The organism is Micrococcales bacterium (genome assembly GCA_009784895.1).
Lineage (GTDB): Bacteria > Actinomycetota > Actinomycetes > Actinomycetales > WQXJ01 > WQXJ01.
On sequence record WQXJ01000015.1, the window covers coordinates 14,217 to 31,819 of the forward strand.

Consider the following 17,603-nt stretch of genomic DNA (forward strand, 5'->3'; position numbering starts at 1 on the left):
GCCCTTCAGGGCAATCCTAGGGGTAGTAGGGACTTGGCTGGTCGCCCACCAGACCCACCTGCGGTGCGTCAGATTCGCGCAAAAGGACCGGCGGGTTGGTCATGCTTTGGCCGTGAGGCCCTCTCCAAATGGTGCTGCCGGCAGCTGGGTCTCGCCGCACGGCCCAGCCCTGGTCGTGACGCATTTTGTGGTGCATCCAGCAGACACAAGCCAGGTTGCTGGCACGGGTCTGGGTTTCGGGCTCACGGTATCTTTTGAAAGGCTCAAGGTGATCGAACTGGCACTTGGTGGCCGGCACGGTGCAACCCGGCCAACGACAGGTTTGATCACGGATTATCAGAAGCAGCCCGAGCCAGCCGGACGGCTGGTAACTGCTCGAGGAGGCGCTTTCAGAAGGCCAGGTCGACGGCTCGTCCCAATCCCAGGTGACTTCGGGGATCAGTAGCCTGCCTTTTGGGGGGCTGGGCCCAGATCCCAGGGTGACAAGCCGGCCGGTGGTCTGGTCCGCCACGATCGCCTGGCGATTGGCAAACGCCAGTATGGCATCCAGGTCCGGCCCGGTCACAGTTGAGCCGGAGCCAACCGCCAAGCCCACCGGTTCCCCAACTAACCTTTCAGGAGCATCCGACCGGGCACCGGTCCCAACCCAATCGCCAGGTCCCGCATTGCGCGATCCCGCCGCCACCTGCCCGGACCCCAGCCATGGCGGCCCGGCCCTGGTTTCAGGTATCGGTGGCCGGGCAAGGTTGTCCCCTGGGCCGCCTGGGGGCTGAACCCCGATCCCCGGTCCGGGTGACCGAACTTGGCCCAGTTGCGTTGGGCCCAACTTGACCAGCAGCCGGCCGGTTTCGATGGCCGATCGTTGGCCTGGCGTGAACTTGCCCACTGGAGGCGGGCGCGTATCCGACGGGCGGACTGCGCCCAGAGCCTCCGCACTGACCATGACCAGAAACTTGGCGCTGCGCGCGGTTGACCGCCGCACGCGATCACGTCCGGATGGGCCCGTCCTGACGCGGGCAGGCCGGCCTGCGTTACCTGGCGAAGGCAGTCCGGTGCCCTGAGCCCCGATGAACAGGTCAGCCGGCTCGGCCTGACCAACAGAGTCGACAGGAACTGAGGGCGCGACTGGGGAGGGCCGCGGCACATGGCCGGTTGGGGAGGGCTGCGGCATCGGCTTGGTGCTCGAGGGTGGCGAAATGTGACTGGACGGAGTGGGCCCCTGGTCACTGCTGGTCAAGGAGGACTGGTCGCAGCCTCGCCCGCCGTCTACGTCTGATCGCCCTGCTACCTGGTCAGCCCTTCCGGCGGCCCTGTGAAGACAATCAACCAGCAAATCAGCTTCAGCGTTGGCTAGAGTGCGGCCAGTAGGGGGCTGGCTGTGGGCCTCACGGCTGAGCGACTGTTCAATCAACGTGGCGTCAGTCGAGGAAATGTAGGCCCTTAGCCAAGACATGCCATCTGCCACGGCCGTGACGCTGACATGCCGCTTTTTCATGGCCGTTGTGTGCCGCGCGGCCGCAGTGTCTTGGTGTTCTTGCTCAACTTTGAACCTGGCAACGCGACGCAACTGCGCCGGGTTGGCCGCTGGGGTATCGCTCAACACCCGGCTAATGACTTCGCCGGCGGCCTGGCTGGTCAGTCCCCCGGTCTCCCCTATCAGGGCCGTAGCGCCCTGAAGGCTGGTACTACCGTGATCCATTGCTTCTTTCAGGGCCGGAGCTGCCTGCCGGGCCTGGCCGACTTGTGTCAGGCGAGCGGCGTCGCCGTGAGTTGATCTGGTGGCCCTGGCCAGCCAGTCCACCAATGAACGCCGGTCTTCTTCGTTGCCGGCATGCCGGTCGAACAGTGTGGCCGAAACGTCAGCGGCTTTGCCGTGGCAGGCTGTGGCGACCTGCTCATACAGCGCCACCAAACGCACCTGCTGCGTCGAAGTCAAGCCCCCGGCCGAAGCCAGTTCATCAAGTGCTTTGAAACACTGCCAGTCCCTGGGGCCGGCCCCCAAGGAGTCCAGGACCTCATCAGCGTCACGGACAACCTCAAGGCTAACGGCGCTGCTTGATCCCATGATTCTAGTATAGATGTGCGCTACGACATCGTTAGTCATCACCGGCCCGGCGGCCTGACTAGCGGATCCCACCTGACAAGTTGTCACAGCACACAAGACCCCATGACGAGGCTCCCCAACCAAGGCAGCAGGTGTACCCCACGCCCGGCAAGGCACGCCCAGGCCCGCTCTTAGGCATCAATGCGTTGGCGGTCCAAAGCTCCGGCACCTTCAACAATGAACTCCCGCCGCGGCGCCACCTCGTTACCCATCAGAAGCTCAAAGATCCGCTCGGCCGCCGCCGCGTCCCGCATTGTCACCCGGCGCAGTAAGCGCCGCTCGGGGTCCATAGTGGTCTCGGCCAGCTGGTCGGCGTCCATTTCGCCCAGACCCTTGAACCGTTGGACCGGCTGGGTGTAGCCCCGCCCAGACCGCTCCAACCGGCTTAGCAGCGATTTCAGTTCAGCCTCCGAATAGGTGTAGACATGCTCCGGTTTTTTCGACCGAGATCCAGAAATCTGCACCCGGTGCAGCGGCGGCACGGCCGCATAAACCCGGCCGGCCTCAACTATGGGCCGCATGTAGCGGAAGAACAACGTCAGCAGCAGAGTCCGGATATGAGCTCCGTCCACGTCAGCGTCTGTCATCAAAATGACCTTGCCGTAACGGACCTGGTCCAACTCAAAGGTCCGCCCCGAACCGGCCCCGACCACCTGGATGATGGCGGCACATTCGGCGTTCTTCAACATGTCGGTGATCGAGGCCTTTTGCGTATTAAGGATCTTGCCGCGAATCGGCAACAAAGCCTGAAAGTTCGAGTCCCGCGCCGGCCGGGCCGTGCCCAGGGCCGAATCGCCCTCAACGATGAACAGCTCCGAGCCTTCGACCTCGCTAGACCGGCAGTCGACCAGCTTGGACGGCATTGAAGACGTTTCCAAAGCAGTTTTCCGCCGGGAAATTTCCTTGTGGGTCCTAGCCGCGATCCGAGCTCGCATTTCGGCCACCACTTTGTCCAAGACCACATGGGCTTGGGCCTTGGCGTCCTTCTTAGTGGCGGCCAAGCGCTTGGACAACGCCTTGTAGACCACCTTGGAAACAATCGCCCGCACCGGCGCGGTACCCAGCACCTCCTTGGTTTGGCCCTCGAATTGTGGCTCGGCCAGGCGGACCGTCACCACCGCCGTCAAGCCGGCCAGCACATCGTCCTTTTCGATCCGCTCGGCCCCATCCTTGGCCGAGATCTTCAGCCGCCGGGCGCTAGCCTCGACCGCGCCCCGCACCGCTTTGACCAGACCCTGTTCGAAACCTTGCAGGTGGGTGCCACCTTTGGTCGTGGCGATGATGTTGACGAACGGCCGCACCGTCGTGTCATAACCCGTGCCCCAGCGCAGGGCCACCTCAACCTCGCAGGTTCGCTCGACTTCCGCCGGGTGCAGCTGACCGTCCTCGTCCAGCTGCTGGACAGATTCGACGAATTCACCACTGCCGCGGATATGCCAGGTGTCCTGGATGGCATGGTCAGGGGCGAGATACTCGACATAGTCAACCACTCCCCCAAGGTGGACGAACTCTTCAACTCCGCCGCCGGCGCTGGCCCGGGAATCCTTGACCAACAGCTTCAAGCCGGGCACCAGGAAAGAGGTCTGCCGGGCTCGGTCCTTCAGCGCCTCGATCAAGTAGCCCTGCGGGTCGGGGAAGACTTGGTCATCCGCCCAGTAACGCACGCGCGTGCCGGTCCTCTTCGCCGGGGCTTTGCCGGTCACGGCCAGCAGGCTGGCGTCGGTGAAAGGCCTGAAGGCCGATGCCGGACCCCGCCCGCCGGCATCGTCGAACTCGCCTGGCTCGCCCCGGTGGAAGCACATAGTGCGGACCTTGCCGCCGCGGGTGACCGAGACGTCCATCCGAGCCGAGAGCGCGTTGACAACCGAGGCCCCAACCCCATGCAAACCGCCAGCCGCGCCGTAGCCGTTGCCGGCGCCGCCAAATTTGCCGCCGGCATGCAGCTTGGTGAAAACCACCTCAACCCCGGTCAAGCCGGTTTTTGGCTCAATGTCAACCGGGATGCCACGGCCGTTGTCTTCGACCTCAAGTGAACCGTCGGGGTGCAACGTAATGACAATCTGGTCGCAATAGCCGGCCAAAGCCTCATCGACGGCGTTGTCGATAATCTCCCAGGCGCAGTGCATCAGGCCGCGCGAATCGGTCGAGCCAATGTACATGCCCGGCCGCTTGCGCACCGCTTCGAGTCCCTCAAGGACCTGCAAGTGGCGGGCGGTGTATTGACCAGGCGGCGCTAACGACACCCCAGCAGTCTAGGTATACCCACTGACATCGCTTCTGCCCCGCGCCGGTTTCGGTAAAGTCACTCAGAGGTGGTTAAGCGTGCAGCAGAACATCACCGGCATTGGTTTCATTGGGGGTGGTATGTGGTTTGATGCGACGGTGACTACGACCCAGGCCCAGCGGCTTTCCAGCGCCGACCGCTGTGATCGTTGCGGCGCCCAGGCCTATATCCGGGCCGTGTTTCGAAGCGGCGACCTGCTATTCTGCGCCCACCATGGACGCCGGGCAATGGAGCAGTTGCAGCTAGTCGCCCGCCAAATCGACGACCAGACCGACCAGCTAGGCAAAGCCGACCAACCGGAATGAGCCGGGAGTAAGCCGATTAGCTGAATCAGGCCGGCCGCCAGCCCCCTAGTCCAGGTAGTCTCTCAAAACCTGCGACCGGCTGGGGTGGCGCAGCTTCGACATGGTCTTCGATTCGATTTGCCTGATCCGCTCGCGCGTGACGCCGTAGACCTTGCCAATCTCGTCGAGTGTTTTGGGCTGTCCGTCAGTCAGGCCAAAGCGCATTGAGACCACGCCGGCCTCGCGTTCGCTCAGAGTGTCCAGCACGGCGTGGAGTTGCTCCTGTAGCAGCGTAAAGCTGACCGCGTCGGCCGGCACCACTGCCTCGGAATCCTCGATCAGGTCTCCAAACTCGCTGTCGCCGTCCTCGCCCAACGGGGTGTGCAGCGAAATCGGTTCGCGGCCGTACTTTTGGACCTCGACCACCTTTTCCGGTGTCATATCGAGTTCCTTGCCCAGTTCTTCCGGAGTCGGTTCGCGTCCCAAGTCTTGGAGCATCTGCCGCTGGACCCGGGCCAGTTTGTTAATGACCTCGACCATGTGGACAGGGATCCGGATGGTCCGGGCTTGGTCCGCCATGGCCCGAGTAATGGCCTGGCGAATCCACCAGGTGGCGTAGGTGGAGAACTTATAGCCCTTGGTGTAGTCGAACTTCTCCACGGCCCTGATCAAACCCAAGTTGCCTTCTTGGATCAGGTCCAAAAACAACATGCCACGGCCGGTGTAACGCTTGGCCAGCGACACCACCAACCTTAAGTTGGCTTCAAGCAGGTGGTTCTTGGCCCGTTCGCCATCGTTGGCCAACCACTCCAGTTCGCGCCTAAGTTTGGGCTCGGCTTCAGGCGGGCTGGCCAGCTTTTCCTCAGCAAACAGCCCGGCCTCGATCCGTTTGGCCAGCTCGACTTCCTGTTCGGCGTTAAGCAGGGCGACCTTGCCGATCTGTTTGAGGTAGTCCTTGACTGGGTCAGCCGTAGCGCCGGCCACCTGGACCTGCTGGGCTGGCGCGTCGTCATCGTCGCTGTCCGAATAGACAAAGCCGACCTCGTCCTCAGTTTCTGGTTCGCCGCCGGGCACAGGCTCAGCCCCGGCTTGGCCTTTGGCCGCCGCGACGGTGGCGGCTGCCGCAGCAGCTGCGGCTGCGTCGGCACTGCCAGCCTGCAATTCAGCTTCAGCCACCGCGACGACCTCAACGTCCACCGCGACCTGGCCGTCGACCTTGACCTCAATCTCTTCGACCAAGACCTCGGTCACGACGACTTTGTCCGCTTTGGCTTTTCTACTCCTACCGCCGGTCTTCTTGGCCGGAGCCTTAGTGGCCGTGGCCTTTGCGCCCGAGTCCTTGGCGGCCGGTTTCTCAACGGCGCCCTTGGCGGCGCCATCCGCATCCGTTCCGCCCTTGCCCGATGTCGCTTTGCTGGCCGGGGCTTTTTCCGCAGCTTTGGCTTCGGCTGGCTTTGCGGCCTTGGTCTTGGCGGTGGTGGCCTTCTTGGCCGGCGCCTTCTTAGCTGGTGCCGTCTTGGTCGCTGCGGTGGTCTTTTTGGCCGGGGCCTTAGCGGCGGCAGCGGTCTCGGCCTCAACCGGCTTGTCAGCCCTGGCCTTGGTCACTGGCGCCTTCTTCGTAGTGGCCGTTTTGGCCGCCGCCGTCGTCTTGGCGGCGGTGGTCTCCTTGGCCGCCGCCTTCTTCGCTGGTGCCGACTTGGCCGCCGCCGTCGTCTTGGCGGCGGTGGTCTCCTTGGCCGGCGCCTTCTTAGCTGGTGCCGTCTTGGCCGCCGCCGCGGTCTTGGCGGTGGTGGCCTTCTTAGCTGGTGCCGTCTTGGCCGGCGCCGCGGTCTTGCCGGTGGTGGCATTCTTGGCTGGCGCCTTTGTCGCGGTCGTGGTCTCAGCCTCAACCGGTTTGTCAGCCCCGACCTTCGCCACTGGCGCCTTCTTAGCTGGTGCCGTCTTGGCCGCCGCCGCGGTCTTGCCGGTGGTGGCCTTCTTGGCCGGCGCCTTTGTCGCGGTCGTGGTCTCAGCCTCAACCGGCTTGTCAGCCCCGACCTTCGCCACTGGCGCCTTTCGAGCCGGAGCCTTGGCGCCTGTGGTCGTCTTGGCCGCGGTTGCTTTTGCCGCCGAGGTCTCTTTGGCCACCGCTTTGGCAGCCGTGGTCTTAGCAGCCGAGGCCTTGGTTGTGGCGGTTTTCGCGGCGCCAGTCTTGGCGGCCGAGCTAGCTTTGGTCCCAGTCGCCTCTTTGACCGGTGCCGTCTTGGCAGGTGCCGTCTTGGCAAGGGCCGCCTTCGTTGCCGGTGCCGCCTTGGCAGTCGTTGCCTTTTTGGCTGGAGCAGTCTTTGAGTCAGAGGCCTTGACGGCAGGGCTGGCCGGTTTGGTGGCGACCTTGGCCGCGCGCGGCGAAGCCGCCGCGCCCGAGCGGGCAGACTTGGTTGCCGGCTTGGCACTTGTCGCCTTCTTGGCGGGAGTTTTGTCAACGGACGGCGCGGAAGCCTTTGCCACCGGTGGTCTCCTTAGTAGATAAACAGTTCAGCAGGACTGAACCGAGTTGACGGCGCCTCGAGCGCCGGGCTGGTTGTCGCACCGCAAACCGGACGCCAGTCTGGTAGCGGGAGAGTATTAGGGCGCGCGAAGTCCCGGCAAGTATAACGGTGCTCTGGTCAGTGGTGTTCCCGTCAAGCCGCGATTTGAGCCAAAACCTCACCTGTCGGCAGAACCGACCCGGCCAGGGCGGGGGAGGCCAACCGTGCCCTGTGGGCCTCAGGACAACAGCTCGGCCACACCAAGTGTTTTGCGTCCCCGCCTGACCAGGGCGAACCGCCCGTGTAGCCAATCGTCAGGCTCAAGGGGTTGATCCTCGGATTGGACCTTGGCGTTGTTGAGGTAGGCGCCCCCAGATCTGATGGTGCGCCGCGCCGCCCCTTTTGATGCTTCGATGCCGCTAGTCGCCAGCAGGTCACTGACCAGCGGCGCTGGCTCACTGGTTGTGGCCCGCGGCAACTCGGCCACGGCCGCCTGAAGGGTGGGCAAGTCCAGCGCACGGAGGTCACCACCACCGAAAAGCGCCGCCGCCGCCTGGGTGACCTGCTTCGTCGCCGCAGGGCCGTGGACAAGGCAGGTTACGTCATCGGCCAACGCCCTTTGAGCCGCCCGCTCATGGGCACGCTCTTGTGTTGCTTGGGCCAACTGAGCCAATTCCTCCATCGACCGGAAGGAGAAGACTCTGAGGTAGTTGTCGACGTCGCGGTCATCGGCGTTGAGCCAGAACTGGTGGAAGGCATAAGGAGTGGTCATGGCGGCGTCCAGCCAGATGGTGCCGGATTCGGTTTTGCCAAACTTAGTGCCGTCAGCCTTGGTCACCAGCGGTGTGGTGAAGGCGTGGGCCTCAGCTCCCAGGGCTTTGCGGATCAGCTCAACCCCGGCCACCAGGTTGCCCCACTGATCGTTACCCCCGGTCTGCAGGGTGCAGTCGTAGCGTTTGTACAGCTCCATGAAGTCCATGCCTTGCAGCACCTGGTAGGAAAACTCGGTGTAGCTCAGGCCCTGGTCGGATTCGAGGCGGCGGGCAACCGTCTGCTTGGCCAGCATGTTTGACAGCCGGAAATGCTTGCCGACCTCTCGCAGCAGGTCGATGGCGCCGAGCCCCGACGTCCAGTCGAGGTTGTTGACCATGCGGGCGGCGAATGGCCCTTCAAAGTCCAGCAACGGCTCGATCTGGACGCGAATCCGGTCGACCCAGCCGGCCACCACATCCGGGGCGTTCATGACCCGCTCACCGGTCAGCTTTGGGTCGCCAATCAAGCCTGTGGCGCCGCCAACTAGTCCCAGCGGCTTGTGGCCGGCTTGCTGCAGCCGGCGCAAGGTCAGGATCTGTACCAGGTTGCCAATATGCAGCGACGGCGCCGTTGGGTCAAAACCGCAGTAATAGGTCGCTGGGCCCTTGGCCAGATGAGCCGCCAGGGCCGCTTCATCGGTGCATTGGGCCATTAGCCCGCGAGCCGTCAGGTCCGCCAGGACCACCGGGGAATTAGACACGCGCTCTATTATGCCCAGCGGCTGGCCCTAAGGGCAGCAAGAACTGCCCAAACGCCCCGCGCCGCACCAGAAGCCCGGATCATGCCAAAGCTCTCTCTCGCGCGAATGAGCTGGTTAGGCGGCTAGCGCATGACACGGTGGGTGCGCGCCACTAGGCGGCGCGTCCCCACTGTTGCCGGGTTATGCCAAAGCTCTCTCTCGCGCGAATGAGCTGGTTAGGCGCGGTGCTTGAGCGTGTTGATGCGGCTAGCGCATGACACGGTGGGTGCGCGCCGCTAGGCGGCGCGTCGCCACTGCTGCCGGGCTATGCCAAAGCTCGGCCTCGCGCGAACGAGCTGGTTAGGCGCGGTGCTTGAGCGTGTTGATGCGGCCGTGGCGCCTGAGCAGGCCACCAGCCACCGCCATGGTCAAAGCGATCGCTACGTAAAGACTGAACCCAGCAGTACCGGTGAAGGACAGGCCGCCACCCGGTCCAGCTCCGGCTGCCCCTGGGCCGCCCGGCCCTGGACCTGGACCCGGGCCTGGACCTGGACCAGCCGTGACCGTGACCGGTACCTGAATGGAATAGGTCACGATGGTGCCATTGCATTCGACGTCAACAGTGATGTTGAGCACGGTTGTGCCGGGGGTAATACCGGTGATCGTGGCTACATGCGAGGTAATGACGCTGCCAAAGGTGCCAACGACCGAGGCCACACCCGGATGGGCTGTGCCCGAGGAGAAGTTGATAGCGGTGATGTTGCCCGGAGCTCCGGCCCTGGCCAACAGCGAGTTCAGTTCGGCTGTCAGGCTAACTGATTGGCCAACCCCCAGAGTTATGGCCGCAGTTGAGACGTCAAGCTGGTGCACCACTGGAACAAAGTCGACATCCGCCAGCATCACGCTCTGAACAGCTCCAACGGTGAAGTCAGTCTGGAGGCTGCCCGTGACCTGGGTGTTGTCCAAGACGGTTGGGATCCACGAAGCGGACTTGGCTGCCAAAAGCGTGCCGGCGTTCAATACCAGCTGGTCGATCGACGCCTGCGACAGGGGCTGTGGTGTCACGCTAAGCGAATACGGAATACCCATGTAACTGCTATTGACGTTGAGACCCGCAAGAGCGGTTCCAAGCAACGCGTTAATCTGGGCCGAGGCCGCATTTAGAGCCGCCCCAAGCGCGGCCTGGACGGTGCCATTGCTAAAGGCCGCGGTGATCGCGCCGGACACGGCGTTGGCTAGGATAGTGGACAAGTTGGCACCGCCAATGTTGGTGGTACCTGGTACCCAACTGCCGCTAAAGCTCTGGTCAAGCTGGGCCAACCAGGTGCCGGGGACAGCACCTGCCGGATCAAGCACGGCGTCATTGCCGTTGACCAAGTTAGAAAACTCCTCGCCAAAGATGAACGGCACATTGACGTTTTGGTTGACGTTAAGCGGCGGCACCGCGGCCAGGACATCGCTCAGTGGAATACCCAGCGTGTAGGCGGCCAGGGCAGTCCTGATCTGGCCCTGAAGCTGGGTGTTGAGCAGGCCCTCTACAACACTGTCAATCGGAGGCAAGCTCGTGGACACCTTTGCGGTGCCGGCACCGAGATCAATCGTCGCAGTCCCGGTGACGCTTACGGCACCACCCAAGACCGATCCGGCCAGATCAACCGTTAACTCTACGCCCGTAAGCAGGCCGAGGATGTCATCAATATCCAAGGTCAAAGATGGATTGTTGGCCGGATTAGCCAGCTCGAGCAGGCCCTGGATTTGCACCTGCAAGGACCCATTGGCCTCGGCAAAGACGTAACCCACGTTGATATCGTCCAGCGGGCAGTCTTCTACTGAGACGAAACCCTGGCCAGCATTGACGCCGTAGTCAATGTGATCAAGCTGGTGCTGCTCAAGACCGGCCTGTGGGTACAAAGTCACCCCAGACAAGCCCACCGCCGCGAGGTAACCAGTTGTGCCGGGAAGGCCCGCGAGCGTGCCGGGCACAGGCGGGTCAACCGGGTTGCCAGAAACAGTGGTCGCCCCCGCCACTTGTCCGCCCAAAAGGGTTGCGCCAGCCAGAACCAGCGCCGCAAATCCGCCTACTACCTTGCGTTTCATTCTTCGTGTCTCTCCCTCGAGAACACCCAGCACCGAACGCCATGTTTGGCACAGGGCAACATCCAGCCCAGGCAAGTGCCTAGGCCACGGCCTAGAGTACCTGATTTGCTGGGCATTTCACATAGTTGGCGCGACAATTCCCTTAGACGTTAAACCCCAGGGCACGTAGCTGTTCGCGGCCATCCTCGCTGATCCGATCCGGCCCCCAGGGCGGTGTCCAAACCCAGTTGATAACGACGCTGGCAGCCATACCCTCCAGCGAGGCCGCAGCCTGGGATTCGATCATGTCGGTCAGCGGACAGGCGGCCGAGGTCAAGGTCATATCTACCCGCACATGGCCGTCCGGCTGGATGTCGACTCCGTAAAGCAGTCCCAGGTCTACCACGTTAATACCCAGTTCGGGGTCGATTACGTCGCGCAGGGCCTCGGCCACATCGTCTTCGGTTGGCAGGGCCGGGTTGTCCGATGCCGCCGCGGCGGCGGCCGCAGCTTGGCTCGCCCCGGCAGCCGGGCTGGCTTGGGCCAGGTCCACCGGTGGCGGCGCGGCAAAGGCCGGCGAGGTGAAGTCGGGGCCAGATGCACTGGTCAAGATTCGATCCCTTCTGGAACTTGGGCAGGGCTATTATCCCCCGCTCTGGCCTTAGCCAGGGCGTCTTTCAGGGCCATCCAGCCCAGTAAGGCGCATTTGATGCGCATTGGGTAAAGCGAGACACCCTCAAATGCCATGGCGTCACCCAGCAAGTCTTCGCAGTCAGAACTAACGCCCTGGCCACGCGAATGCATCAACTCGTTCATGGCCTCAGACAAAGTGTCAACCTCAGGTAGAGCCTCACTCTTGGTCAGCTCGGTCATAATCGAGGTCGAAGCCATCGAGATAGCGCAACCCTGGCCGTCCCAGGTGACGGCGGCCAGCTGGTCGCCGTTGACTGACACTCGCAAGCGGACCCGGTCGCCACAAGTCGGGTTGACCTGAAATGACTCGCCATCAAATGACTCAGCCAAGCCGCGCCCGCGTGGGTAGCGGGCCTCGTCCATAATCAGCTGCTGGTAGAGCTGGTCCATCGCCACCATCAGGCCACTCCAAAATAGGGCCGAACCTGAGCCAAGACTTCAAGGCAGCGGTCCAGTTCCTCAGTTGTGGTATAAACGCCAAGTGAGGCCCTGGTCGAGGCCGTCACGCCCAAGGCCCGGTGCAGCGGCTGGGCGCAATGGTGACCCACCCGCACGGCCACGCCTTCTCCGTCAAGGTACTGGCCGGCATCGTGCGGATGAACCCCGGCAATCTCAAATGAGACCACGCCAATTCGCGCCGAAGTCTCGGTCGGTCCCAGCACCCGGATGCCATCGATCAAAGACAGGCCATCAAGCAGCCACCTGGTCAGTTCGGTCTCCCGGGCAGCGATCCGATCCAGCCCAACCGACTGAAGCCACTTCAAAGCGGCAGCCCAACCAATGGCGGCACTGACCGGCGGCGTGCCGGACTCAAACCGGGCCGGCGGTGGCATGAAAGTGGCCTCCCGCATCGTCACAATCTCCACCATCGAGCCGCCAAAAGCACCCGGGGTCAGGGCCTCAAGAAGTTCGTAGCGCCCATAGAGTGCGCCAATCGCCATAGGCCCATACATTTTGTGACTGGAAACGGCGGCGAAATCGACCCCCAAGGCGGCCAGGTCAACCGGTTGGTGCGGCGCGGTTTGGGCGGCATCCAGCACCGTGAAGGCGCCCACGGCCTGGGCGGCGGCGGTTATGGGGGCGACATCGGCCACGGCCCCGGTGACATTTGAGGCATGGCCAAAGGCCACCACCTTGGTCCTCTCGGTGACGATCTGATCCAGGCCGGAGATGTCGATCCGGCCGTCCGGCCCAACTGGCAAATAGGCCAGCTCAGCCCCGGTCATGGCGGCCAGACGCTGCCAGGGCACCAAGTTTGAGTGGTGCTCGGCCTGGGTCACGACGATCCGGTCGCCTTGGCCAACCCTGGATGAGGCGTTCAGCGACCAGGCCAACAAGTTGATGGCGGCAGTGGTACCGGCGGTGAAGATGATTTCGTTGTCCCTGACCCCAAAGAAGGCGGCCGTCTGGGCCCGGGCAGCCTCGTAAAGCAAAGTGGCTTCTTCAGCAATGGCATGAGTGGCCCGGTGCACAGCGGCGTTATGTGAAGTGGCGAAATCATGCTGGGCGTCCAGGCCGGTTTTGACGCGTTGGGCGGTGGCAGCCGAATCGAGGTAGATCAGCCGGACGCCGCCGCGCACAGAGCGCGATAGTTCAGGAAACAGATGGCGCAGTTCCTCTACCTCGCCACCCGTCAGTGGGTCGGCGGGCTGGTCAGCCAGGCCCGCCGGCTGGGCGTCGCCATCAACGCGCATTACTCACCAACCCCCCGAACAAAGCGGTCGTAGCCATGGTCTTCTAGCACTGTGGCCAGGTCAGGGCCGCCCTGCTCGACCACCCGGCCTTGGACCAAAACATGAACGAACTGCGGTTTGATGTAGCGCAAGATTCGGGTGTAGTGGGTGATCAGCATGATGCCGCAGCCGCTTGTGGCCTGAGCCCGGTTGACCCCCTCAGAAACGATCCTGAGCGCATCAACATCCAAACCGGAGTCGGTTTCATCCAGGACGGCGTATTTCGGTTCGAGCAACTCCATTTGCAGGATTTCCAGCCGCTTCTTCTCTCCACCGGAAAAGCCTTCGTTGACCGAGCGTTCAGAGAAGGACCGGTCGAAGCGCAGTTCATCCATAGTTGAGCCAACCTGTTTGACCCAGGCTCTGAGCGGCGGCGGCCGGCCGGCCACGGCCGTTTTGGCTGTGCGCAGGAAGTTGGCTACCGAGACTCCAGGCACCTCGACCGGGTATTGCATGGCCAAAAACAGCCCGGCCCGAGCCCTCGCGTCGACCGGCACGGCCAGCAGGTCTTGTCCGTCCATGGTGACTTCGCCGCGGGTGACCTTGTAGCCGGGCCGGCCAGCCAAGGCGTAGGCCAGGGTCGACTTGCCTGAACCGTTTGGCCCCATAATGGCGTGGGTTTGACCTGGTTCAACCTTCAGGCTCAGCCCGTTCAGAATAGGGATGTCGCCTTCGGCCGTCTCGACAGAGACGTGCAGGTCACGGATGTCAAGTGCTGTCATACCTGGCCGCTTCCCGCACCACCACTTGGTTCGATTTCGAGGTAGACAACGTCATCTGCCACAACCACCTGGTAGGTCGCCACCGCCTCGGTGGCCGGGCCGGCTAGAACCCCGCCGGTGGCCAGGTCAAAACGGGCGCCGTGGCGTGGACATTCCAACTGGCAGTCTTCGACAAAACCTTCAGATAGAACGGCCGGCCGGTGTGTGCACAAACCGCCAAGGCCATACCAGTCGCCGTCTTTAGTCTGGACCACGGTCACAGCCACTGTCCCGGGCGGGCTTTCTTCACTGGCCGGGCCAATCACCAAAGGTGGTTCGCCGGCCGCCCGGCCCAGCCGGATTTGAAACCCCATGACCTGGCCAGGGGGGATTTGGTTGGTGGTTCCAACTCGCACACGGGTCATCAGGTCTGTCCTCCTGGTTGTAGTTTGCGGTCAGTCAGTTCGAGCAAGTCTTGTTCAAGTCCGGGCAGGTCGAGGCGGCCAATCAGCTCGGCGAAAAACGCCCGTACCACCATTGAGCGGGCCTCACCAGCGCTAATCCCCCGGCTCATCAAGTAAAACAGCTGCTCAGCGTCGAATTGACCGGTGGCGCTGGCATGACCGGCGCCTTCAATCTTCCCGGTCAGGATTTCCAGATTGGGCACCGAATCCGCCCTGGCCCCCTTGGCCAGCACCAGGTTCCGGTTTTCCTGGTAGGTGTCGGTGCCGGTGGCCTGGGCCCGTATGACAACGTCGCCAACCCAGACCGAGCGGGCGGTTGGTTCAAGTAAGGCGCCTTTGTAGGTGGCGCGCGAGACGCAGTCAGGAGCCTGGTGGTCAATCAGCAGCTGGGCTTCGTGATGCTGGCCAGCGCCGGTCAGGTTGATGCCGTCGAGTTCAAGCTGTGCGCCCTGGCCGGCCAAGGCGGCTTGCACGGTTGATCTGATCAGCCCGCCGCCGGCGTTGACCAGGATATGGCGCAGCTTGGCGCCGGGCCCCAAGACCAGGCGGTGGGCGCTGTGGTGGGCGGCCGGTGCCGTGTCCCCGGCCTGGCAGCTGCCGCCGTCCCAGTTGTGGATTGCCGCCAGGGTCAGCTCGGCCGCTTCGTCGACCACAACCTCGACGGTCTGGTTCAACCGGCCTTGGCCTTTGTGGTCCAGCACCAACTTGGTCTTTGATCCGGCCTTGGCGTGGATCACCAGATGGCTGACCGCCACCTCTCCCTGGTTGGCCAAGACAAGGCGCCCTGTGGCGGCTTGGTCGCTGCTGCCCTCCAGTGTGATCAGATCAACGGCACCGGCTTGAACCCAAGCCAAAGCCGCCACCTGGTCGATTGGCGGCGGAGCCAAACCAACCTGCCCATGCGCCTGGGTGACCTTGGCGTAGCTGAGGTGAGGGCCGGCATCGGCCAAAAGCAAATCCGGCGCCGGCGTCCAAGGCCCATCGAGTAGCGGGGCCAGGCGGCCCAAGGGACAAAAGCGCCAGGCCTCTTCCCTGCTGCTGGGGCGGGCAAAGGCAGCCGGGTCATAACTGGCCAGGCGCTCGGCCCGGTGTTTGGGTGGAGCCAGGACCGGTCCGGCTGTGGCTGTCATCTAGCCCACCGATCCTTCCATCTGCAATTCGATCAGGCGGTTGAGCTCAAGGGCGTATTCCATGGGCAGTTCGCGCGCCACTGGCTCGATAAAGCCGCGCACCATCATGGCCATGGCCTCGACTTCCGGCAAGCCGCGTGACATCAGGTAGAACAGCTGATCTTGGCTGACCCGCGAGACGGTGGCTTCGTGGCCCATGGTGACATCTTCTTCGCCCACGTCAACATAGGGATAGGTGTCGGTTTGGGAAATGTCATCGACCAGCAGGGCGTCGCAAACGACCGAGCTTTTGGCCTGGTGGGCGCCAGCCTGCATTTCGATCAGGCCGCGAAACGAGGTCCGCCCGCCGCCGCGCGAAATCGACTTCGACACCACCGAACTGGAGGTCTTGGGCGCGGCGTGGATCATTTTGGCGCCGGTGTCCTGGTGCTGTTTCTGGCCAGCGAAAGCGATTGACAAGGTCTCGCCGCGGGCGCCTTCACCGGCCAAGACGCAGGCCGGGTATTTCATCGACGTCTTCGAGCCGATGTTGCCGTCAACCCACTCCATGACGCCGTGGGCCTCGACCCGGGTGCGTTTGGTCACCAGGTTGTATACGTTGGTGGACCAGTTTTGGATGGTGGTGTAGCGGACGCGGGCGTTTTTGCCCACCAGGATCTCGACCACGGCCGAATGCAGCGAATCGGTTTTGTAGATCGGGGCAGTGCAGCCTTCGACGTAATGAACCTGCGAACCTTCATCGGCAATGATCAAGGTGCGCTCGAACTGGCCCATGTTCTCAGTGTTGATCCGGAAGTAGGCCTGGAGAGGGATTCTGACGTGGACGCCGGGCGGGACGTAGATGAACGATCCGCCGGACCAGACCGCAGTGTTGAGGGCAGCGAACTTGTTATCGCTGGGCGGGACAATAGTGCCAAAGTACTGCTTGAAGGTGTCCTCGTGTTCCTTCAAGGCGGTGTCGGTGTCAAGGAAAACGACGCCTTGTTCCTCCAGGTCATCACGGATCTGGTGGTAAACCACTTCCGATTCGTATTGGGCCGCCACGCCGGCAACTAGCCGCTGCTTTTCTGCCTCTGGGATACCCAGCCGGTCGTAGGTGCGTTTGATTTCTTCCGGCAGGTCCTCCCAGCTGGTGGCCGGCCGGTCGACCGGCCTGACGTAGTACTTCATCGAGTCGAAGTCGATTTTGGTCAGGTCGGCGCCCCAGTTTGGTAGCGCCTTGCGTTCGAAGATCTTCAGGGCTTTGAGCCTGGTTTGCAGCATCCATTCAGGCTCTTGCTTGATGGCGCTGATCTCTTCGACCACGGCTTGGGTCAAGCCGCGCCTGGCACTCTCACCGGCGGTGTCCTTGTCGCGCCAGCCGTAGGCGTACTGCCCCAGTGACTCTAGGTTCTGATCCTGGCTGGAAGTCATTCCCCAACCTGGGCCGAGATACAGGCGCCGGTTGTGTCAAGCGGCACACAGGTGGTGCAAACGTGGTGGCCGTCAGCCAGGGTTGCCAATCGTTGGACGTGCACGCCTAGCAGTTCGCCGATGGCGCTGGTCTCGGCCTGGCAAATCTCGGGATAGGCCTCGGCCACTTGGTGTACCGGGCAGTGACCCTGGCATAGCTGCACCGCGAAACCGCCTGGTCCTGGACGTACCGTGGCAGCAAAACCATCTTCGTTCAAAGCCCGGGCCAGGGCGTTGGCCCTGGCCTCCGGGTCAACTCCGGCTTGTTCGACCCTGGTGGCGTAACGGTCAACCAGCACGCCGGCCCGGTGCCGGGCGAAGCCTTTGGTTGCCTCTGGGCCAACCAGGTTCGCTAAGTAGCTCAGCGCGTCAACAGCTAGTGAGTGGGCCTCGGAAACCTGCTCCCGGTGGGCGGCGTTGGTGGCGACAAAATACCTGGCGGGGCGGCCGCGGCCGCGACCGGTGGTGGAGATCTGGTGCTCTTCGATCAGGTTCCTGGATTCCAGCACAGATAAGTGACGGCGAACACCGGCCTGGGCCAGTCCCAGGGCCTGAGCAATGCCACCGGTGGTGATTGGGCCGCGGCGCAAGACCAGCTGCAGCACGGCGTCCCTAGTGGGGTGGTCTCCGTCCAGGCTGGGGGCTCCAACTATTTCTTGAGCCAACGACACCGGCCGCCCCTT

General features: G+C 63.1%; 15 protein-coding genes. 2 read left to right on the forward strand and 13 right to left on the reverse strand.

Annotation, left to right across the window (positions count from 1 at the left end; all coding sequences use genetic code 11):
• Positions 1 to 16: 16 nt before the first annotated feature.
• Positions 17 to 2,065 carry a DUF222 domain-containing protein gene (locus FWD29_04165; GenBank protein ID MCL2803135.1) on the reverse strand — a complete coding sequence of 683 codons (2,049 nt, stop codon included), beginning with the start codon at positions 2,063 to 2,065 and terminating at the stop codon, positions 17 to 19.
• Positions 2,066 to 2,235: 170 nt separating this feature from the next.
• Positions 2,236 to 4,347: a type IIA DNA topoisomerase subunit B gene (locus FWD29_04170; GenBank protein ID MCL2803136.1), complete on the reverse strand. Its 2,112-nt coding sequence runs from the start codon at positions 4,345 to 4,347 to the stop codon at positions 2,236 to 2,238.
• Between the two features lie 121 nt (positions 4,348 to 4,468).
• Here FWD29_04170 and FWD29_04175 point away from each other — a divergent pair, with 121 nt between their 5' ends.
• Positions 4,469 to 4,693 carry a hypothetical protein gene (locus tag FWD29_04175; GenBank protein MCL2803137.1) on the forward strand — a complete coding sequence of 75 codons (225 nt, stop codon included), beginning with the start codon at positions 4,469 to 4,471 and terminating at the stop codon, positions 4,691 to 4,693.
• Between the two features lie 45 nt (positions 4,694 to 4,738).
• On the opposite strand, the gene FWD29_04180 is transcribed toward FWD29_04175, so the two are convergent.
• Positions 4,739 to 6,589, reverse strand: a complete 1,851-nt coding sequence (locus FWD29_04180; GenBank protein MCL2803138.1) for an RNA polymerase sigma factor — start codon at positions 6,587 to 6,589, stop codon at positions 4,739 to 4,741.
• Here FWD29_04180 and FWD29_04185 point away from each other — a divergent pair.
• On the forward strand, positions 6,567 to 7,181 hold the full coding sequence (locus tag FWD29_04185) for a hypothetical protein (GenBank protein ID MCL2803139.1): 615 nt from the start codon (positions 6,567 to 6,569) through the stop codon (positions 7,179 to 7,181). The genes FWD29_04180 and FWD29_04185 overlap by 23 nt on opposite strands.
• A gap of 236 nt (positions 7,182 to 7,417) precedes the next feature.
• On the opposite strand, the gene tyrS is transcribed toward FWD29_04185, so the two are convergent.
• From tyrS to FWD29_04235, 10 genes are all read right to left on the reverse strand, one after another.
• Complete coding sequence (gene tyrS / locus FWD29_04190; GenBank protein MCL2803140.1) at positions 7,418 to 8,644, reverse strand: tyrosine--tRNA ligase; 1,227 nt, start codon at positions 8,642 to 8,644, stop codon at positions 7,418 to 7,420.
• A gap of 387 nt (positions 8,645 to 9,031) precedes the next feature.
• Complete coding sequence (locus tag FWD29_04195; protein ID MCL2803141.1) at positions 9,032 to 10,768, reverse strand: hypothetical protein; 1,737 nt, start codon at positions 10,766 to 10,768, stop codon at positions 9,032 to 9,034.
• 142 nt (positions 10,769 to 10,910) lie between these two features.
• Positions 10,911 to 11,219, reverse strand: coding sequence for a metal-sulfur cluster assembly factor (locus FWD29_04200; GenBank protein ID MCL2803142.1), 309 nt, complete (start codon positions 11,217 to 11,219; stop codon positions 10,911 to 10,913).
• 134 nt (positions 11,220 to 11,353) lie between these two features.
• Positions 11,354 to 11,839, reverse strand: coding sequence for an SUF system NifU family Fe-S cluster assembly protein (locus FWD29_04205; GenBank protein ID MCL2803143.1), 486 nt, complete (start codon positions 11,837 to 11,839; stop codon positions 11,354 to 11,356).
• The gene (locus FWD29_04210; GenBank protein MCL2803144.1) at positions 11,839 to 13,134 is read right to left on the reverse strand and encodes a SufS family cysteine desulfurase; all 1,296 of its coding nucleotides are present in this window, start codon (positions 13,132 to 13,134) and stop codon (positions 11,839 to 11,841) included. The genes FWD29_04205 and FWD29_04210 overlap by 1 nt, the downstream gene beginning before the upstream one ends.
• Positions 13,134 to 13,895, reverse strand: a complete 762-nt coding sequence (gene sufC / locus FWD29_04215; protein MCL2803145.1) for a Fe-S cluster assembly ATPase SufC — start codon at positions 13,893 to 13,895, stop codon at positions 13,134 to 13,136. The genes FWD29_04210 and sufC overlap by 1 nt, the downstream gene beginning before the upstream one ends.
• Positions 13,892 to 14,299 (reverse strand): Rieske 2Fe-2S domain-containing protein, encoded by a 408-nt coding sequence (locus FWD29_04220; protein MCL2803146.1) that lies wholly within the window; start codon positions 14,297 to 14,299, stop codon positions 13,892 to 13,894. Before FWD29_04220 ends, sufC begins: the two co-directional genes overlap by 4 nt.
• Positions 14,299 to 15,468, reverse strand: a complete 1,170-nt coding sequence (locus FWD29_04225; protein MCL2803147.1) for a SufD family Fe-S cluster assembly protein — start codon at positions 15,466 to 15,468, stop codon at positions 14,299 to 14,301. Before FWD29_04225 ends, FWD29_04220 begins: the two co-directional genes overlap by 1 nt.
• A complete protein-coding gene (gene sufB, locus FWD29_04230) occupies positions 15,469 to 16,881 on the reverse strand; it encodes a Fe-S cluster assembly protein SufB (protein MCL2803148.1) in 1,413 nt (470 codons plus the stop codon). It abuts the gene before it with no gap.
• Positions 16,878 to 17,591 carry a helix-turn-helix domain-containing protein gene (locus FWD29_04235; protein MCL2803149.1) on the reverse strand — a complete coding sequence of 238 codons (714 nt, stop codon included), beginning with the start codon at positions 17,589 to 17,591 and terminating at the stop codon, positions 16,878 to 16,880. The genes sufB and FWD29_04235 overlap by 4 nt, the downstream gene beginning before the upstream one ends.
• Positions 17,592 to 17,603: the final 12 nt, after the last annotated feature.